Origin of the sequence: Mesorhizobium ciceri biovar biserrulae (assembly GCF_001618845.1) — a bacterium.
Taxonomy (GTDB): domain Bacteria; phylum Pseudomonadota; class Alphaproteobacteria; order Rhizobiales; family Rhizobiaceae; genus Mesorhizobium; species Mesorhizobium ciceri.
The window spans coordinates 1,022,313-1,042,272 of sequence record NZ_CP015064.1; the positions used below are offsets into that span (position 1 = coordinate 1,022,313).

Here is a 19,960-nt window from a genome sequence, read left to right on the forward strand (position 1 = left end):
GATGAGATGGGTCAGGCCGTCGCCGCGCGTGCCTGGACGCCGAACTCGGCGGCGTATACCGCGCCAATTGCCGTTTCGATGTAGTCATGGCCGTAAGCGTCGGTTGCTCGAATACCGGCGGCCGCGAGCTGATCCTTGGGCCAGTCCCCTATTTTGACGCAAAGCACGACGTCCACGCCTTCCAGCGCAGCGATGACCCGGTCGAGAGTGGCCTTCTCGCCCCAACCGCCGAGGCAATACTGCTCAACCTTGCGGTGCCCGACAAAGTTGATCCCCCGCGCCGAGGCTTCATACATCTGGAATTCCTTGGCATGGCCGAAGTGTTCGTTGACGCGGCCGCCGCCCCTCGTCGCCACCCCGATGACAAGGGACTTCCCGGAACTCGATGCCTTCATCACTCCGATCGCTTCACTCCTGGCCGCCAGGTGATCGCGGCGCTCGTGCGCGACCAACTCCCGGTAGGCTTCACGTTTGCTGGCATCGTAGGTGAGCTCACCGGGGATGTGATTGAGCGTGAATTCCTGGCCACGATCCTCACCCAGCAGGCCGACGGCATCGGCCCGGCATTGCCGGCAGTGGCGCATCAATTTGGCGCCGCCTTCGAGACGATCCTGAAGGGTCTTCATCTCCATTGCATTTGGGCCACGCTGCCCGGTCAAGCCGTAATGGGTGCCGTGTGCCGGGTCCGAGATCAGAGGCATGACGTTATGCAGGAACGCGCCGCGCTGCTTGACCCACTTGTTCACCTCGATCAGGTGCTGGTCATTCACTCCAGGGATCATCACCGAATTGATTTTGGTGAGGATGCCGCGCGCGCTGAGCATTTCCAAGCCCAGCATCTGCCGCTCGTGCAGAAGTCTGGCGGCTTCGATGCCGCAATAGCGGCGGTGACCGTAAAAGATCCAGGGATAGATTTTTGCGCCGATTTCCGGATCGACCATGTTGATAGTGATCGTCACGTGTTCGACATTCATGTCGGCAAGCTCGTCGACATGGTCCGGCAGCGCGAGCCCGTTCGTGGAGACGCAAAGCCTGATGTCGGGGATTTCCCTGACGACGCGTTCGAACGTGGCCTTCGTCTTCTCCCAGTCGTAGCAGGCATCACCCGGCCCGGCGATGCCAAGCACGGAAAGCTGCGGCACCTCATTGGCGACCGCGATCACCTTGCGTGCCGCCTGATCGGGCGTCAGCTTTTCCGAGACAACCCCGGGCCGGCTTTCGTTGGCGCAGTCATATTTGCGATTGCAGTAGTTGCACTGGACATTGCAGGCCGGGGCAACGGCGACGTGCATGCGCGCGAAATAGTGGTGCGCCTCTTCTGAAAAGCACGGGTGATCCTTGATCTTGTCCCAGATGGCCGGATCCAGATCGTCCGGCCCTATCGACGACCCGCAGGCGGAAGATGCGCAACCACCCGACTTCGCACTCACCAGCAACTGGTCCGAGACCCTCGCGCCGGTCAGGCTCTCAACTGAAATCGCCGGTGCGGCCATTGAACGGCTCCGTTACGGGTTAACGTCGCCGTTCGAAGCGCAAGAGCAATGCCAACTCAAAACGTGGCGCTAGCTCACCAACTGGGTTTGCGCGTCTGATATCATGGAGTTGCTCCGACATAACTTTGTCGGACTTCTTACAGGGGCACGCTTAGAAGGTGAGGAAAACGACTGTGGCCGGACAATCAGCTCAAGAAAGACAACATCCTTGTCGCAAGACCGGTCGGAATTGCGCCGAGAGTGATCACGCGCCGACCGCTCAGCCGGCCCTGGGCCAGGCGCATTCGTCCGTGGTGAAGTTGCCACTGCTCGACTGGGTCTGCAGGGTTCCGATTCAGGAGGGTGGGTCACTCCTTTCTGCGATCGGCAAGATGCCGGAAAGGGCAGGTGATGAAGGGGGTGTGACAGCATCACACGATCGCGCAACTTCGGCCTGGGCTCCAACACAGTTCGCGTTCTCCACGTCATGAGAATGCTAAAATTTCTTCACCTCGATGCCGTGTCGGCGCAAAGCGTATCCGACCTGTCGCGGCGTGACGCCGAGGACACGAGCGGCCTTGGCCTGAACCCAGCCGACTTTCTCCATCGCATCGATCAGCCTGTCGCGTTCCGTAAGGCGCGGGCCTATTGCGGGGAGAGCGGGATCCTTTGCATGGTCGGCAGTATGGAGTCGCACGTTGTCCTGCGGGGCGCCGAAACGCCCGCCCGGCATCGGCAATCCGCCGGGCATCATATTGCTTCGAAAGCGCTGGTTGCCGGTATTGCCGTTGTGCGAATGATCAGCTCTTTTCCAAAGGAGCCAAGACAGGCATTGGTTATTGTTGCAGGCAAAATCCGATGGAGCGATTGTCCTTGAACGCGCCAGCGTGGCCGTCCTTTGTACGCAGTTCTGCAATTCGCGGACGTTACCAGGGAAGTAGCATTGCGAGATAAACTCGAGCGCTGGCGGCGCGAAGGCGAGGTCGAGATTGTTCTCCTTGTTGAACCGCTCGAGGAAGGCGTTCGCAAGCCGAGGTATATCCCCCGGTCGCTCTCTGAGCGGAGGCAGGATGATTGGCACCACATTGATGCGATAATAAAGGTCGGCCCTGAAATCCCCGTGTACGACAGCCGACTCGAGATCCCTGTTGGTGGCGCATATAAGTCGCACGTCGACCTGTAGCGTCTTGCTACCGCCGACACGCTCCAATTCGCCTTCCTGCAAGACGCGTAACAGCTTGGCTTGGAAGGCAGGCGAAATCTCGCCGATTTCATCAAGTAGCAGCGTTCCCCCGTTTGCCAGTTCAAAACGGCCGGCGCGCTGGGAAATTGCCCCTGTGAAGGCACCTTTTTCATGTCCGAACAGCTCCGACTCCAGAACGCTTTCCGACAGTGCGGCGCAGTTCAACTTGACGAAAGACTTCATCCGCCGGCGCGAGAGCCTATGTATGGCTTGCGCGAAAAACTCTTTGCCGGTGCCGCTCTCGCCCCTCAGAAGCACGGTGGAATTCGTCCTTGCTACAATGGAGACCGTTTTGAGCACCTGCGTGAGTGCCGGGCTCTCTCCGATGATCCCGTCTATCTTGACGGGCGCATGCGCGACGGGGACGGTCCGGTCCTCATTAGACGAAGTCTCCGCAGGCCAGTGCTCAGCGACGCGCCGTTCACGATCGGCAATCAGGCCCCGATGGAGGCGAATGGTGCGGCCGACGAGGTTGGCGACCATCGTCAGGAAACAGATGTCCTCATCGTAGCGGGACCCGTTTGCGCTGTCTCTTACGATCGACAACGTCCCAAGGATCGTGTCCTCCGCCTTAACCGGGACGCCGATAAAGGCCATCGGGAGGGAATTGAAGCCAGAATGTGTTTGAAGGCCGCTCTGAAACAACTCGGACGTGCTGAGGTCCGAGATCACGAGCCGCGTGCCCGTTGCGACGATCTGATTTATTGCGGCCTTTGGCATGACGGGGCGATTGCCTGATGGGGCGCTGCCGGCACTCGCGGCGATCTCCGGCTCACCTTCTGAATCTAGGACGAAGATTGCTCCGTGACGCATTTGCACAAATGACGGGAGCGTGTTCACGACGTTGGCCAGCGTAACCTCCAGCCGGGCGGGGGCCGTCAGCGCCTTCGAGACCTCGTAGATTCCCCTGAGCAAGTCATCTGCTTCGAACATCCCCTCACTGGCGGGTTTGCGGAGGGGATCGCGTCGTCCTGCTTCGTTGACCCGATCCGGGGACATGTGAGCCATGGAAGACCTCAGCGGTTGTGGTCAGGGGTGCTCCTCCCAAGCGCCTGTTCATCAGTTCAGGACGTTCACCCCTCCGCACTTGGGGCGAGATGGTGCCGGCGATTGCGCTTTGTCGTTACTTGGGTGTGCACGGCTGCACACCACTGAAAGGGGGTGCCAAGGCCAATCATCCGAACTTGAAGAGGACGCCGAAGCCACCACGCGGATAGTTCCATACGATCTCGCCGCTGGCCTCGCATAAAACGCGGCAGGTGCCACACTCCATGCAGCCATCGGCCGTTATTTCGACCTGACCTTTGTCGTTCAGCTCATAGCATTTTGCGGGACACACGTGGGTCAGTGCGAGCAGACTTGCGCTCGGTTGCTCGTGCGGTCGCACCTTGATATGCGGACGGCCGGGGTCCACCAAATAACGGTTCTGGTAAAGCTTGTCTTCGACACGTAACTTCGTCACGGGGTTGGTCATGTCGTCAGTGCCTCACCGCCACGCCATCGCCAAGCGAACCGCGTCGCTGATCAGCCCCCAGCGCGAGCGCGCCTTGATGAAGGCTGCCGTGGTCGCCTTTTCCTTCTCGATCTTTGGCGTGCCGTCGACACGCATGAAATTCTGCGCGGCTTGCGACATCAACCATGGGTAGGTCGTGAAGAAATTGGAGGCGTTCGTGTGGAGCAAAGCCGGCATGTCTTTGTATTTCCGCAGGTCTTTGATCACGAACGATTTGTCCAGCATTGCCTTGTAAAGGGCGAGGTTGCGCTTGTTCATAGGATCGTTGCGTCTCTTAACCTGGATGATAGCCTCCGCCGCGATCCGGCCCGAGGTCATGGCGAGGTTGGAGCCCTCGCGGTGAACGGCGTTGTTCAATTGCGCGGCATCACCGACAACCACCCAGCCGTCGCCAAAGAGCTGCGGAATAGCTTTGTACCCACCTTCGGGAATGAGGTGCGCCGCATATTCTTTCACCTCTGAACCGGCAATCAGCGGCCGGACCGAAGGATGGTTTTTGAATTCGTCGAGGAGGGCATATGGGCTCTCCACCTTCGCGGCGAAATCCGAGACGAGGCAGCCGATGCCCAGTGAGATCGATTCCTTGTTGGTGTAGAGGAACCCGAGCCCGGCCATGCCGTGGGAAATCGTGCCGACTGCCTCAACGACACAGCCTTCACCTCCTTTCACGCCGAACCGCTGCTCAATGACCTCTTCGGGCAGGAAATGCATTTCCTTGACTGCCAGCGCAACGGATTGCGGCTTCAGCATCTTGCGCAGGCCGCCCCGTGTGCCAAGCAGCCCGCAGACACCTTCTGCAAGAACAACGACGTCCGCGTAAATCACTCCGCCAGCCCGATCGGTGCGGACGCCGATCACCTTGCCCTTAGTATCACGCACGAGGTCCGTCACCGTGGTCTCGCACAAAACCGTCGCGCCGGCCTCCCGCACCCTGCGCGAAAACCATTTATCGAACTGGGCCCGGATGATCGTATAGCGATTGGGCTTTACCTCGTTGAAGTCGTCCGATCGATAGTGAATCCCGGTGTGGGAGGTGTCATCCATAACCCATAACCGCTGTTCAACCAGATGCCGCTCGAGAGGTGCATCATCGCGGAAATCCGGAATGATCCTCTCCAACATGTTCGCATACATGATGGCGCCCTGGACATTCTTAGAACCCGGATATTCACCTCGCTCCAACTGGAGCACATTCAAGCCGTCGCTTGCCAAAGTATAGGCAGCTGCGTTCCCGGACATTCCGGCGCCGATGACAATGGCGTCGAACTCTTCCTTGATCATCTGCATCTGCCTTAGCTCGCAAGCTTGTCGCGACTGTGCGGTGACAGCCGCCGGGTGAAGGCTTCGGTCAAAGCCGGTAGGAAGCGCACCGCGTCGGTGACGATCCCGAGGTGAGCGAAATCGAAAATCGGCGCGTTCGGGTCGGTGTTGATGGCCACGATAAGATCGGCTCCCTCAACTCCAACGCGGTGCTGGATGGCGCCGGAAATGCCGGCCGCTATGTAAAGCTTTGGCCGGATTGTCTTGCCTGTTTGGCCGATCTGCCGATCGACCGACATCCAGCCCTTTTGGACGAGCGGCCGCGAACAGCCGTATTCGGCGCCGATCACGCGCGCGAGACTCTTCACAAGCTGCAGGTTCTCCGCTCCGCCGAGACCAAGCCCTCCCGCAACCACCACATCCGCATAGGCGAGATTGGCGATGCCCGATTGGCTATCCGGAAGGAAGCCCAGCACCTTGGTGACGATTTGATCCTCGGCGAGCGACAGCTTGTGCGGGATGACACGCCCGATCGCTCTGTCGGCCCGCTGCGGCATGGGCATGACTCTCGGTCGCACCGTCGCCATTTGCGGCCTGTAGTTGAGCGTGTAGATCGTGCATAGCAATGAACCGCCAAAAGTAGGGCGGGTCGCGGCGAGTGAACCGTCAGCATCCACGTCGAGTTCGGTGCAGTCGGCCGTCAGCCCGGTCAGCAGGGTGGTTGCGACGGATCCGGCAAGATCCCTGCCGAGCGTGGTTGCGCCCAGAAGCAGGATCTCGGGTTTGTAAGTATCAACCAAGTCCGTCATTGCTTTGGTGAAAGGCTCATTGCGATAGTCGGCGAGCAGCGGCGCCTCTACGAGGTAGACGAGATCGGCGCCATAGGCGAAGGCCTCGGCGACGGCGTTCTGGGTGGCATCTCCAAGGGGCCCGAGCACAGCACCCGCGAGCTGGACGCCAAGTTTGTCCGCCAGCTTGCGGCCCTCGCCTAGCAGCTCAAAGGATACCGGGTGGACCTGGCCGCGTTCGAGCTCGATGAAAACCCAGACGTGCCGATAGTCCCTGAAACGCTCAGGAAGCTCTTTCTTCATCCCGGCACGGCCGGGGGGCTGCCGAGGGGCGTCTGAGTTCGTGCTCGACATATGATCTGCTCCTTGCCGTCACACGCCCTCGAAGGCGAGTTCCGGTTCCAGCGCCGGCTGGCGGGTGAAGATTGCACCGATCAGCTCGTCGGCGACATCGCGCAGCGTCTTCTCCGCGGTCTCAATTTGCGTGGCCTTTTCCGACCGGGCACTAGGGGCAAAAACGCGTTTGACGACCGTCGGCGAGCCACGCAAGCCGCATTTGGTGAGGTCTTCAATGCCGGCCTCGGCCGCGCTCCATTTCACAATCTGGCTGCGGGCGGCGCAAAGCGCGTCTTCGATCGAGCCCCGGCGCATCTCGTTTGTGCCTTCCAGCATGGTGATGAGGCATGGCAGCCTGCTCTTCAGCTTCTGGGTGCCGCCTTCGCAGCGGCGCTCGACCGTGATCTCGCCTGCGGCGAGATCAATGGAGGCGATTTTCGACACATAGGTGAGTTGAAGCAGATCAAGACGCTTGGCGATGCCGGGCCCGACTTGGGCGGTGTCGCCGTCGATCGTCTGTTTGCCCGTGAAGACCACGTCCGGCGTGCCGAACGTCTCGCCGATCTTCGCGATTGCCTGGGAAAGAGCAAAGGAGGTGGCCAGGGTGTCGGAACCGGCAAAATAGCGGTCGGTCAAAAGCACCGCGCGATCGGCGCCGTAGCCGAGCGCCTTGCGCAGGGAGTCCTCGGCCATAGGTGGACCCATGGTGAGCACGGTGACTTCCCCGCCATAAGCGTCGCGCAGTCTGAGTGCTTCTTCCAGGGCGAACAAATCGTAAGGGTTGATGATGGTCGGCACACCCTGGCGCATGATGGTGTTCGTCACCGGGTGCACCCGTATCTGTGCCGAGTCCGGCACCTGCTTGATGCTGACGACGATATGCATTGGCGTTCTCTGCGTTATCCCGATGCGGGCTGGCGGTGCGCGTTCTTTGTTTGCATCATTCGTGCCAGGCGTTTTGCGGGCGCCCGTGCCGTGTAATTGCGCTGAAGCCCCCGGTTTCGACGTCCGAATTGTCGGCTTGTCGACATTGTCGCGTCGCAACTATGTGGCTTATTCGCCGAACCGCTTCAGGACCGTGTCGAACGGAACGAATGTGCGGCCGGGCGTGTGAGGTTTGTCCGGATCATGGTCTTTGAGCACCTTGAAAACTCGGTGCGTGAGCGGGGAGGAAATCGCGAACTCCTCGTAGGCGCGTTGCAGCATCGCGCGCACGCGCGCTGCAATCACCTGATCGGGCAGACCGGAGAAATCTTCCTCGACAAGGTATTGGCCCACACGCTTGAGAATATGCAGCCGTGAGACATCGAGCACCGTCGGATCATACGTGACGCCAAGAGCAGCAAAGAACTCCTCGGCGGATGACAAGCCTTTCAGGCGCTCGAGGATGTTGGTGACGTCGATGGGCCTGCTGTCAGCGGAACAATTCATTGCATTCTCCCTTGTCGGAACGGTGGTTTGGTCGTTCGTCGCACATTGGACATGAAGCCCCGAAGAAAGCCCCCCATCCGCAGTTTGATGACGAATGCGCTGGCAATCGCCTCGTCGACTCGACTGTCTATCCGGTGCCTGGCGTTCGGCCCGACCGAGGTCTGGCGCGAGCACCAGTGACAAGCCGGATTGCGCGCCTTGAGAGCCGTGGCGGCCGCGCGCCCGACCATCTGCTCGATGAGCTGTAGCGCTCCTTCCCTGAGCCCGCTTGGTGGCAGCTGCACATCCGATGGAAGACAAATTGAGGCGCAAACGCCGCTCTCGGCTGACGCATGGAGGTCCTGTGAGGTCATCCGGCACCATGTCGTGAGCGCATCGAGACCCTCCGTACGACCACGGCGCAGATTGCGTCGATTTCGTCGGTCCCCGTGACCGTGTGCCGATCTCGATCCCAGGCAAGCTGGCTGCCGCAAGCAGGCGGTCGCAAGCTTTCCGCTCTCGAGGCAACGCCGGGAGCCTGCTCGACCTCGCGCAGGGTGGCCTCCTCAAGAAGACCTGGCTGCTCACGAATGGACGCCAGTCCTTCTTCCGCTGAGATTTGGAACGCATTGGAGATCCTCGGCGCTGCGTCCATTCGACCCGGAACTGTGGGCGTGGCGCAGCGTCTCCACGACCGAAGGCAAGACCTCGAGAACCCGGTCCACGTCTTCTTGTCCGTTGTCACGCGCGAAAGAGAAGCGGACCGCCCCATGTGGTATTTTCATTGCCCTCAGCACATGGCTTGGCTCCGAACGGCCCGATGTGCAGGCGGATCCCGAGGAACAGACGACACCCTCGCGGTCTAGGAGATGCAGGATTCCATGGCCGCCCTCAATATGCTCGAAGGCGATGTTCGCGGTGTTCGGCAAACGCTCCCGGGGATCGCCATTGACGAAGCTGTTTGGGACACGCTGGAGAAGCCCTTTCTCGAGCCGGTCGCGGAGCCACTTTAGCCGCGTGGTCTCGTCATCCATGAATTTCAAGGCAAGTTCGGCGGCCATGCCGATCCCGACTATGCCGGGCGTGTTTTCGGTGCCGGCGCGGCGATCGCCTTCTTGGTGACCCCCCTTGATCAGGGAATGGAACGGCACGCCGCGCTTGACGAAAAGTGCGCCTATCCCTTTTGGCCCATGAAATTTATGGCTGGAGAGCGACAACATGTCGATCGAGGTTGATTTCAGGTCGATCGGGAGCTTGCCGACGGCCTGCACGGCATCAGTGTGGAAAATGGCGCCGACTTCCTTGGCCAATTCGGCGAGCTTGGCGACGGGGAAGATCGTGCCAGTTTCGTTGTTGGCCCACATGATCGAGACGACCGCCACGTCTGAGGTGAGCGCAGCCCGATAAGCGTCGACATTCAGCTGGCCGTGGCGGTCCACCGGGATCCTGTGCACCTTGGCGCGGCCCGTCTGCTCAAGATGAGCGCACAGGGTCAGCACAGCCGGATGTTCGACAGCGGACGTCACGATCTCTGTTCGGTCAGGCATTGCCTCGAGCGCCGAAAGAATGGCCGTATTGTCGCTTTCCGTACCACCCGAGGTGAAGGTGATCTCATCGTCGAACTCCGCGCCGATCAGCGCCTGCAACTGACGCCGCGCCTTTGCCAATGCAGCGCCGGCAAAGGCGCCAAAACGGTGCGCAGACGAAGGGTTGCCGAATTGATCGGCAAGGAACGGCAACATGGCTTCAACGACCGCGGGATCGACCCGGGTCGTTGCGTTGTTGTCGAGATAGACAACTGTCATCGGTGGTCTCCAATCGAGCGGAATGCCGTCAAGCGCGGCCTGGTCGCATCGAGCCTGCGCCGTTGAGAGTGCGATCCAGAGTCTGCGCAAGTCTCCACAGATTGAACGCAGGCCCGGGACCAGGGCCACCGCCAAGCTCACCGAAGGCGCCCTCTCTCCTTCTTCGACGATCAGCCGAATGACTTGCCGCAGGAGCACTTTTGTCGCGCGTTAGGATTGTCGAAAACAAAGCCGGAGGATTCGAGACCCGTGATGAAGTCGACGGCCATGCCGGCGACATGCGGTTGCGAGTCGGCGTCCACAAACAATTTGATCCCATCTGTCTCGACAATGGCGTCGCCCTCGCGCGGGACGCTCTCCAGGCCCAATGAGTATTTGAAGCCGGAGCAGCCGCCGGCCTCAACCATGATGCGAAAGCCGTCTGCGGGCTCGCTAGCGGCGGACAGAGCGGTCTTGACGGCGGCAACGGCCTTGTCGGTGAGCGTGATCATGGCTCGCTTCTCCTTGATGCGGACGAATTGCGGATTACCGCGCATGGAGTGTGCCAACTGGAAAAGCCCTTTTCGAACAGCGCTACATCCCCAACACGCCCAGGATTCCCCTTTCGGAACTGCCGCCTATACGTCGAGCATCGACGCGTATTGTCGGATTTGTCGGTTCCGCCACACCTGCATGGACCCCGGTTCCTCCTCGAACTGCATGCAAGCGAGGTTTCCGGGATGGTTTCGGGAATTGGTACGCCTTTTGAGGCTCCTCTTGGCGAGGACTAAGGCTCCCAACACCGACAATACGCAGGGGTTAAGACATGCACCAGCGCGAGGAACTTTCGCCGGAGGCAATCCGGCGCGCACGTGAAGACTGTCCCACCATCCGCGGCCGCGATCTCGCCGCCAAATTGGGCATTTCGGAAGCTGAGCTCTACGCGGCACATTGCGGTTTTGGCGCGCTGCGCATCGAGCCGCGCGTCAATAATGTGCTTACCGGCCTCGAGGCCGTCGGCGAGGTGATGGCGCTGACCCGCAATGACAGTGCCATGCATGAGAAGATAGGCGTCTACGACAAGGTGTTCACCGGCAACCATCGCGCCATGGTGCTCGGCAATGACATTGATTTGCGCATCTTCCCCAAGGTGTGGACGCATGGCTTTGCCGTGGAGACACGCGAAGCCGAGAACATCCGCCGCGGGTTGCTGTTCTTCGACGCGGCAGGCGAGGCAGTGCACAAGGTATATCTGAGACCGTCCTCAAACCTCCATGCCTATCGAAAACTGATAGACGAGCTCCAATCCTCCAACCAGGAACCGATCATCTCGGTTGAGACGAGGTCGGCCGAAAACGACGCAAAGAGTCCGGACCAAGCCGCTACGGTCGATGACCTACGCGAGCACTGGAGTCAGCTGAGCGACGTGCACCAGTTCTACGGCATGCTGAAGGCGCTCAACCTCAGCCGCCGCCAGGCGGTGCGCATGGTCGGCGAGGACTACGCCTGGCTGCTCGACCATGCTGCGCTGGGCGCCATGTTCCATCGTGCGGCCGAAGAGGAGATGCCCATCCTGTGCTTCGTCGGCAATCGTGGCTGCATCCAGATCCATTCCGGCCCAATCAAGACGATCAAGCAGATCGGACCCTGGATCAATGTGCTCGACAAGACCTTCCGCCTGCATCTCAGGACCCACCACATCCGCGAGGTTTGGGCCGTGCGCAAGCCGACCAGGGACGGCCACCTCACGTCACTTGAAGCTTATGGCGCCGACGGCAAGATGATCATCCAGTTCTTCGGGATGCGCGAGGAAGGCGAATCCGAGCGCGACGACTGGCGGTCACTGGCCGAGAACCTTCCGCGCATTCCCCGTTCGACCGCTGCTTGAGGCAACACCGATGCGTCTTGATTTCCGTTCTCGCGCGGTCTGCGGGCCGCTACTTTGGACTTTGCTGACCATCGCTGTGCCGCGGACGCCAACCAGGACACAGCTGCGATTTGGGGCCGCCGCGGATCGCCTCCAGGCACAGGCTCCATTCCCACGAGCGTTTCCGCGTTTGGCGAGAATCGCCGCCAATCGCTGCCGGTTGCGGTGAGCCCCAACCCGAACCCCGCGCTAAAGCTGCTCAATTCAGGCAAACGCGTCCGCTGGTCGCGGCGGGTGTGTTGTCAGTCAATTCCGGGTGCCCGCCATGTACGGCAGCGGCGGCAGGAATGGGTCCAGGTGAAGTCGATTGGCGGCTGAGTCAAATTTCCAGAGGACGGCCTCCACAAAGGCATCCTCGAATTTTCCATCAGCAGCAGGGGCCTCGGCGTCTGATGCCGAGCTCGAAAAGCTAGTCTAGCGTCCGGATGGTTATGCGCGGCCCGACATAGGTCTTCTTCCGCCTCTGGCCAGGCAAAATTGGGCTTAGGCCGGCCCGAGTGCCACACACGGGGTGCTACACATGGTACTTGCTATGAGCGTCTGGGTCGTTCGCATTACCCCCCCCCCGGTTGAATGCGCATTCGCATCGGTATGGACGGCATGTTCGGAATCGGTGCGCGTTACAGCTGGTGGATGAATTTCAGCGCCAATGCCGTTGAATTGGGTAAACCGTTTTTGTCAGAGACTGGTTATCGGAGCTTGCGGGCGCATTCACGCGGAAATCGTGCCTGACGAGTTCGCGATGGAGATCATCGCCTTCGGCGGGCAGGCAGTTCCTCATCCAAACTGCGCCCCTCCGCCTAGTATTTCACTGCTATACCGTTTTTTCAGCAAATGCTGAAAGCCGGCATCATAATGAAATTCTGTAGACGGCATTTCACCAAATATTGGTTTGTTGGCACGATGCGTTCGACAAAGATCCCGTCAAATGCCAGGCGGCAATTTCCCTCGAAATCCAGAAAATTAATGCCCGGCTTCGGTGCAGATGTCCCGCGTCTGCGGCGTTAGGAATGGGGTGATAAAAATCAGAACGGCTTGCTTTTCGTTAAGCCGCGCCGCTGACCGCTGTAGCTGGGAAATAGCGTCGCGACCCTGACGGGGCTGCCCTATTGATTTGACCTCAGCCAGCAATGTGCGTCTCAGGTCGGTCCTCGAGCCTCCCTCGGATTGGTCTCAGCAATCCGAGTTATCGAGCAAGTGTCGACGACGACGGAAAGCCGCTCGCTCGCTACGGCGCTTGTGGAGGGCGCGCGGCGAGCGGCTTTTCTGCCGCCGAGCTGCGTCCGGAGTGGCAGGTGACCTCGATCGATACTCGGCCTCGGTCCACGAGGCGCCCCGTTCGATCTTCATGCGCCATCCTGTGGTGTCTGGAACCGGACAAGAATGTCTGATGCCCGCCAAATGGTAGCCTCATACGGACCGCCGCATCGCAGAATGAGCGGGGTGCCGATGGTACGCTTGCGCGGCACGCAACTTGCTCGATTTTGTCATCGGAGACGTGTTGGCGGTGCGTTGCGGAGCCCAGCGGTGGCGAACAGCCTTGCGATCTCAACCGAGCGTAAACGCCTGAACTCAGGAGAACCAAATGGCGACCATCCCGGTTCCAGATCATGTCCCGCCGGAAATGGTAGGCGACTTCAGCCTCTTCTCCTCGCCAGGCATGTCTCCTACGCCCAACGGCGACCCACACGCAGCAATCGCTTGCGTGCATGCCGGACCGCGTATCTTCTATTCGCCCTGGAACACGCGTACCGGGCAGGGTGCTTGGGTCATCACTCGCGCCGCAGATCAGCGCCGGGTGCTGCAGGAGACCGAAAACTTTTCCAGTCATCGCAATGTCTTCGCATCCGCACTGGGCGAAGACTGGCCGACGATCCCGCTCGAACTCGATCCCCCTTCCCATGCAGTCTTTCGCTCATTGCTCAATCCGCTCTTTTCCCCGAAGCGTGTAACGGAACTGGAGCCCGCCATCCGCGAGCGAGCGAAAGCGCTTATCACGAGGATCGCCTCGTCGGGAACAAGCTGCGATGTCATGAAGGATTTCGCCTTTCCTTTCGCGGTCAACATCTTCCTTCGCTTCATCGGACTGCCGGAGCACCGTCTTGAGACGTTTGTTGCCTGGGCGAGAGATCTGCTCCACGGCGATGATGTGAGACGGCCGGCGGCGGCTCGGACGATTGTGGCGTTCATAGACGAGCTGGCGGCGATGCGCCGAAAAAAGCCCGTCGACGATTTCATGAGCTTCATTGTGCAGGCGCAGGTCGAGGGCCGCGGGCTGACAGACCAGGAGGTCCGTGGCATTGGCGTGCTCGTTTTGGTGGCGGGGCTCGACACGGTCGCTACAGCCATAGGCTTTGACTTGGCCCATCTAGCACGAAACCTGGAAGATCAGGAATTGCTCCGAAAAGAACCGGACCGGATCGTGCGTGCAGCCGAAGAACTGCTGCGCGCCTTTCCGACCGTCCATCTGATCCGCGTGGCACGAAGAGATATCGACTTCGAAGGCGCGCCGATCCGCAAGGGGGACTTTGTTTCCTGCGCCACAATGATCGCAAATCGTGACCCGGCGGAATTCGAATCTCCCAACACGGTCGATCTGACCCGAGAAGGCATCCGCCACGCCGCCTTTGGCTATGGTCCCCACCGTTGCCTTGGCTCACATCTTGCCCGGCGGGAAATTGTCATTGGCCTGGAGGAGTGGCTGGCGCGCCTGCCGCCCTTTCGGATCAAGGAGGGAACAGCACCCATCACTCATGGCGGACAACTGTTCGGGATTGAAAATCTGATCCTGGAGTGGGGCTAAACCTAGCCCGGCCTGAGCCGGGAGCACAGACGTTGGAGGTCGCCTTGCGCATCATCGTTCACCAAGCCAGATGTCAGGGTCATGCGCAATGTTCGGCGCGAGCGCCGGCAGTCTTCAAGCTGGACGACGCAGGTTACATCCTCCCCGGTGACATCGAGGTTGCGGACGGGGAGCAAGCGCTTGCGTCGGATGGGGTGCGATCCTGCCCCGAACTTGCGCTGGAAATCGACGATCCCCCCGCTGCGCGAATGGTTTCGGAGGCCCCCCTCGAACCGAAGACAGAGGTCCCGGAACACGTCGGAACCGCCGAATCTGCGACAGACCCGACGGGCCAAGCAAGAATCATCGAACTGCTCGATCGCGAGGCGATCCGCGACTGCCTCTTTCGGTATTGCCGCGGGACAGACCGCGCCGATGAGGCGGTGCTGCGCAGCGCCTACTGGCCCGACGCGCATGACAGCCACGGGGCGTATCGCGGCTCGGCCGAGGGCTTCATTGGGTATGCGCTCGATGTCTTCAAGACCGGACCGCGCAACATCCATCAGATCACGAACATCCTGATCGAATTCATTGACGCGGCGCAGGCCACGGTCGAGAGCTATTTCACCGCGCTGCAACGCGGACCGGACAAAGGCGGAGAAGTGCGTCAGATCTTTTTATGCGGGCGCTACTGCGATCTGTTTCAAAAGCGGGAAGGGGAGTGGCGGATTGCCGAACGGACCGTTGTCTATGACTGGCTGGAGGAGCAGATCCCAACCTTGGTCATGGAGGCAGAACGCTTCGGCACGCGACAGCCGATTGGAGCACCGTATCCGCACGATCCGGTCTATGCGCTGGGCAAGCGTCGCATTGCTTCTCATGACGATGCCTTCACAACCTCGGAACCGCATCAATATGACTACGGACTGTGAGCCTTCCAACGCCACCGCGACAACTCCAAGGGAAAGATGGGCCGGCAGGGACCGCGCCACGCCGCGGCTCGTGCTCTGCTCTCCACCACCAGCGTACCAAGGAGGCCGGTCTGCGTCGCTGGCTGGAGCTTGGTAGAGCCGCTCATCATCCTGAACCCGGGTCAGATCGTGTCGCAGACCCGGTTGGGAAATTTCGACCAAGGACAATGCTGCCAGACCGAACCGGGAGACCGGATCATCCCCTATCAACAACGCTATGGGGGTCATGGTCTAGCGCGGTGACTTCGAAGGCCAGCTCGAGGCCTGGTCATGCGGTCGACCCGCGGCCGCTGTACTGGAGTCGAGCACGCGCCGGCGCGTGCCCGTAGTCAGACCCAGTGTTGCTCAAGGCTGGGCCGCTGCATCGCGAAAACAAACCAGGAGAACGGGACCATGTCCGCCCATAAAGACGCATGTATCGGCGCCGGCCAATGCCCCACCATCGAGCCCGAGAGGGGGTTCGACAAGCATGTTCTTGCCTGCGTTCTCTCGTGTGCGCTCAAGGAGGTTGAGGCTGGCGAAGCGACTGCGACGGAGTCGACAGGCCTGTCCCTCGCCGAGCTGCGCCAAGTCCTGCCTGGGGGTTTGTCCGCAACCGCACTGGCAGCCTTAGCCTTGGAGGACGTCAGCGATCCTGAGCCGGGCATGGAGGAAGAACTTCTGCGCGGCCTGCTCCTGGCGCATGCCCGGCCGAGCGACCCGGCGAGCGCGCGCTTCGCCAAGATCGTTGCCCGGCGTGCCATGCGCGATGATCATCTGTGGCAGGATCTTGGTCTTCTCAATCGGGCCGAGCTCAATCGCCTGCTTGCCACGCATTTTCCAATGCTCGCGGCCGGCAACACACGAAACATGAAATGGAAGAAGTACTTTTACCGCAAACTCTGTGAGGCCGAAGGGTTCTCGCTATGTACTGCGCCCAATTGCCGGGAATGCCGCGATTTCGACAGTTGCTTCGGCCCGGAGGAGCACGAACGCGAAGAACGCATCACATTTGACTTAGGGGCTACGCCTGGTCACGAGGCCTTGAGCCCTTGATCGCCGTCGCGCCACAAGCGCTTTTCCCGGCGCCGCTGTATGGAGGAGGGGATGTTCATCGCCTCGCGATATTTGGCGACCGTGCGGCGAGCGAGATCTATGCCGCATTCCTTGAGCCGGTCAGCGATGTCGTCGTCAGAGAGCATGTTATCAAGCGATTCTTCGGCGACCATCGCTCTGATCCGATGACGGACAGCTTCCGCGGAGTGCGCGTCACCGCCTTCGCAGGAGGCGATCGCGACAGTGAAGAAATATTTGAGCTCGAACACGCCGCGTGGGGTAACCATGTACTTGTTCGACGTCACCCGGCTCACTGTTGACTCGTGCATGTTGATCGCCTCAGCGACCGTCCTGAGATTGAGCGGCCGCAGGTGGGCGACGCCATATTCCAGAAAAGCATCCTGCTGGCGCACGATTTCCGTGGCGACCTTAAGGATCGTCTTGGCGCGTTGATCCAGGCTGCGGATCAACCAGTTCGCATTTTGCAGACATTCATTGAGAAATGTCATGTCCTTTGATTTTTTGGCGGCTCGGCAGGAAACCTCCGCGACATAGCTTTGGTTGATCAGCACCTTGGGCAGCGTGTTCGGATCAAGTTCGATCTGCCATCCACCTCCGGGCGAGCGCAGCACCCATACGTCCGGTATGACGCATTCCGGCGTTCCAGACTGGAATGTGTTTCCAGGCTTGGGGTCAAGCGCGCGGATTTCCTGCAGCATGTCGAGAAGATCTTCTTCATCGACGCCGCAACGCTGCTTCAATGTCTGAAAATCGCGTCGCGCAAGCAGCTCAAGGTTGGCAACCAAAACCGCCATCGCCGGATCGAAGCGGTTTTTCTCGCGCAACTGTATCTCGAGACATTCGCTGAGCGATCGTGCGAAGATTCCCGGAGGATCGAGGCGCTGCAAGACGCCCAACACCCGTTCCACTTCAGTCAGCCCGACGTTTAGGGTCTCAGCCAGATCGGAAGGACTCACCCGAAGATAGCCGGTATCATCCAGATGACCGGCAAGCTGATGAGCTATCACCCGCTCGTGCGGTGTGAAAGCGGTGAGGGAGATCTGACGAGCGACATGGTCGTGCAACGTTTCGGCTAGGGCGACAAACTCCTCGTAGGCAGGACGTTCGCCCGGCGTGGCGGTTGTTGCGTTTGGCTGGGACTTCCCTTGCCTGGGCAGGTCCGGGGACCCTGCCCAGGTCGGTCCCTCAACCTCGCCAGACAGCCCTTCGTCTTTTGGCGCATGCTCCAGCAGTGGATTCTTCTCAAGCTCCTGGTCCACGAACTGATGCAGTTCGGCATGCGTCAGTTGCAGCAGGCGAATCGACTCGATGAGTTGAGGCGATGCTGCGAGAGCCTGTTTCTGAAGGAGGCTGAAGGACGATTTCATGGTCGGTTCGGTATTCCTGTCAAAGAAGCTCTTGGCCGTGGCTAATTGGATCTCTCACAGGTCGACGCTGCAAAGCCGCGTCACCGTTTGAACGACCTCACGGGCCGCGGGCTTCAGAGCCTCGCCCTCTGCGTCCCGTAGCGTCGCCCAAACGCAGTTGCGCATGGCCGATCTGGACCGGGTCACGCGGCGTCCTTCAACGATTGAAGGACGTTCTGCGGGGATGAGACGCCATAGGGGTCGGTCTCGCAGTTATCGGAGAAACCTTCCTCCTCGAACCACTGCTCCACCACGCCATTGTTGAGCAGAGCCGCGTAGCGCCAGGAGCGCATGCCGAAGCCCAGATTGTCCTTGGCCACCAGCATGCCCATTTTGCGCGTGAACTCGCCAGACCCATCCGGAATCAGTTCGACCTTCTGCAGCCCCAAGGACTTTCCCCATGCATTCATGACAAAGGCATCGTTGACGGAGAGGCAGTAGACCGCGTCGACTCCTTGTTTCTTGAACTCCTCGTAGAGATCTTCGAATTTGGGCAGTTGGTAGGTCGAGCATGTCGGTGTGAATGCGCCAGGCAGAGAGAACAGGATGACACGCTTGCCGGCAAAGTAGTCGTCGGACGTTTTTTCTTCCCAACGGTACGGATTTGGCCCCTGGACTGAATCATCGCGAACGCGCGTGAGAAACGTGACGAAGGGGACCTTCTTCTGACCGGTCATCAACTTGCTCCTTTTGAAGAAACTGGCGCACTGGATTTTACTGAGCCTGGTGGATTGCCGCGCTGGGGTGCTGCCGGGGTGCGAGACGGTGCCCGCGATTCCCACTCTTTCCCCCGTCGGGTGTATGGGGAACGGCCCGGCTCCAGATGCTCGGATCTCCAAACCGGGCGATGCGCACTCTTCAGCGAGGACAATCAATGCCGCCCGTGCCGATCGTTTTGAGCTTCGCGTGCCAGCCATGGTTCGGTATCCGTCCTCATCGTGTTCGATGGGCTTCGAGCATGAGGAGCAAGAGGCATGCCATCGCAATTGAAGCTGCTCTGCACCAACGCTTCGCGCTCGGGACGACGTCTTTCGCCAAGCCGGATGCGTGCCATAGCCGTCCCGTGTGTAGCCCGGATATTTACGCTCCGCGCCGGCCTGCAAACGACGCACCACACAGCGTAAGCCTATGCCGAGGGCACCGCAGCGAGGGCAAAGTGCGCCCCAGTGTGTTTTTGTGTGCGCAGAGGCATGACTGACGCGAACACACGCCTGTGGCAGCAATCCATGGCGGCCACTGTTCGGCAATCGGGTCAGAGTCGATGAAATCGAATTCGGCTCGGCAACGATGATGACATGCTTGGCGTCCCAACGATGTCGCCGTGCGCGCCCCTCAAACCTTCTGTGTCGGAAACCGGACTAGAATTGTCGCAAGGCCGACCAAAAGGTCGGCAAGCCGCCGCTGGCTAGCGGGAGGGGCGGAACGCTAACGGAGCGCCAGCCGGGCACGCAAATTGCGAGGATCTTGTCGGTGGGACCTCCGCAATTCGAGCGAGAGCCTCGGTCCGATGATTGGCCGGGTCTCGCAGGTTCGCGCCGAACTGTGCTGCACGTAACCTCGTGACCTTCAAACGGTCATTGAAGAGCAGATTACGCCCTATCTCCCAAGCTCGTCGGTTTCTCCCGTGGGACGGGTTCGATGCCATGAAGCTGTCGGGGTAATTGCGACGGTGAAGCCGTTGCGCTGACACCTTGGAATAGCAGAACATCGATATAGATGCGGCCCTTTCAGGGCGTCCTCCGCCAAGTCACCTTAGCGATTCCCTCTTGTCGAGCACCACGCTTCCATCTCGGCGTAGCCTTGGCGACTCAGGTGGGACGGGCCGGTGAGCCGATGGCCTCAATTGCGGCCAAGTGTGCTTGCCTCGGTCGCATCGAGGCGCAACCGCTTCCGCCGCCGGCTCTTCAGGTCCAGGAGGCGCCGAAACCCGATCCTCTGCTGTTCGGCGAATCTTGAAGGTCATCTTGCGACGCTGGCTGGGGCCAGCCGTTCATCAACGGCTGAAGCTGGCC

Annotated in this window: 15 protein-coding genes and 1 pseudogene; 5 read left to right on the plus strand and 11 right to left on the minus strand. The window is 60.2% G+C overall.

All coding sequences use genetic code 11. The annotated features are described in order from the left end of the window. Positions 1–11: 11 nt before the first annotated feature. From nifB to A4R29_RS04640, 9 genes are all read right to left on the minus strand, one after another. Entirely contained in the window at positions 12–1,493 is a 1,482-nt protein-coding gene (gene nifB / locus A4R29_RS04595; protein ID WP_027162782.1) for a nitrogenase cofactor biosynthesis protein NifB, read from the minus strand. Positions 1,494–1,968: 475 nt separating this feature from the next. Then, on the minus strand, positions 1,969–3,723 hold the full coding sequence (gene nifA / locus A4R29_RS04600; protein ID WP_063171288.1) for a nif-specific transcriptional activator NifA: 1,755 nt from the start codon (positions 3,721–3,723) through the stop codon (positions 1,969–1,971). A gap of 166 nt (positions 3,724–3,889) precedes the next feature. Further along, on the minus strand, positions 3,890–4,189 hold the full coding sequence (locus A4R29_RS04605) for a ferredoxin family protein (RefSeq protein WP_027162780.1): 300 nt from the start codon (positions 4,187–4,189) through the stop codon (positions 3,890–3,892). Between the two features lie 12 nt (positions 4,190–4,201). Beyond that, entirely contained in the window at positions 4,202–5,509 is a 1,308-nt protein-coding gene (locus tag A4R29_RS04610) for an FAD-binding protein (protein WP_027162779.1), read from the minus strand. 11 nt (positions 5,510–5,520) lie between these two features. Next, on the minus strand, positions 5,521–6,630 hold the full coding sequence (locus tag A4R29_RS04615; protein ID WP_027162778.1) for an electron transfer flavoprotein subunit alpha/FixB family protein: 1,110 nt from the start codon (positions 6,628–6,630) through the stop codon (positions 5,521–5,523). A gap of 18 nt (positions 6,631–6,648) precedes the next feature. Further along, positions 6,649–7,497: an electron transfer flavoprotein subunit beta/FixA family protein gene (locus A4R29_RS04620; protein ID WP_027162777.1), complete on the minus strand. Its 849-nt coding sequence runs from the start codon at positions 7,495–7,497 to the stop codon at positions 6,649–6,651. A gap of 168 nt (positions 7,498–7,665) precedes the next feature. Continuing rightward, positions 7,666–8,043, minus strand: coding sequence for a nitrogenase stabilizing/protective protein NifW (nifW, locus tag A4R29_RS04625; protein WP_027162776.1), 378 nt, complete (start codon positions 8,041–8,043; stop codon positions 7,666–7,668). 563 nt (positions 8,044–8,606) lie between these two features. Continuing rightward, positions 8,607–9,827, minus strand: coding sequence for a cysteine desulfurase NifS (nifS, locus tag A4R29_RS04635; RefSeq protein ID WP_063171290.1), 1,221 nt, complete (start codon positions 9,825–9,827; stop codon positions 8,607–8,609). Between the two features lie 170 nt (positions 9,828–9,997). Next, the gene (locus A4R29_RS04640; protein ID WP_063173574.1) at positions 9,998–10,318 is read right to left on the minus strand and encodes an iron-sulfur cluster assembly accessory protein; all 321 of its coding nucleotides are present in this window, start codon (positions 10,316–10,318) and stop codon (positions 9,998–10,000) included. A gap of 314 nt (positions 10,319–10,632) precedes the next feature. Between A4R29_RS04640 and A4R29_RS04645 the strand changes: the two genes are divergently transcribed. The 5 genes and pseudogenes from A4R29_RS04645 (at position 10,633) to A4R29_RS04660 (ending at position 16,521) form a co-directional block, all read left to right on the plus strand. Next, on the plus strand, positions 10,633–11,694 hold the full coding sequence (locus A4R29_RS04645) for a hemin-degrading factor (protein WP_063171291.1): 1,062 nt from the start codon (positions 10,633–10,635) through the stop codon (positions 11,692–11,694). 1,624 nt (positions 11,695–13,318) lie between these two features. Further along, entirely contained in the window at positions 13,319–14,536 is a 1,218-nt protein-coding gene (locus tag A4R29_RS04650; RefSeq protein WP_063171292.1) for a cytochrome P450, read from the plus strand. Next, positions 14,527–14,751 (plus strand): annotated as a pseudogene (locus tag A4R29_RS34870) (ferredoxin); the annotation flags it as partial. The gene A4R29_RS04650 and the pseudogene A4R29_RS34870, both read left to right, overlap by 10 nt. Before the next feature lie 33 nt (positions 14,752–14,784). Beyond that, on the plus strand, positions 14,785–15,447 hold the full coding sequence (locus A4R29_RS04655; RefSeq protein ID WP_395316745.1) for a nuclear transport factor 2 family protein: 663 nt from the start codon (positions 14,785–14,787) through the stop codon (positions 15,445–15,447). A 432-nt stretch (positions 15,448–15,879) separates the two neighbouring features. Further along, complete coding sequence (locus tag A4R29_RS04660) at positions 15,880–16,521, plus strand: nitrogen fixation protein NifQ (RefSeq protein ID WP_082827532.1); 642 nt, start codon at positions 15,880–15,882, stop codon at positions 16,519–16,521. Here A4R29_RS04660 and rpoN read toward each other — a convergent pair. Together rpoN and A4R29_RS04670 are read right to left on the minus strand one after the other, a co-directional pair. After that, positions 16,500–17,909 carry an RNA polymerase factor sigma-54 gene (rpoN, locus tag A4R29_RS04665; RefSeq protein ID WP_063171294.1) on the minus strand — a complete coding sequence of 470 codons (1,410 nt, stop codon included), beginning with the start codon at positions 17,907–17,909 and terminating at the stop codon, positions 16,500–16,502. The two genes, A4R29_RS04660 and rpoN, sit on opposite strands and share 22 nt — an antisense overlap. A gap of 182 nt (positions 17,910–18,091) precedes the next feature. Beyond that, the gene (locus A4R29_RS04670) at positions 18,092–18,625 is read right to left on the minus strand and encodes a peroxiredoxin (RefSeq protein WP_063171295.1); all 534 of its coding nucleotides are present in this window, start codon (positions 18,623–18,625) and stop codon (positions 18,092–18,094) included. Positions 18,626–19,960 lie beyond the last annotated feature (1,335 nt).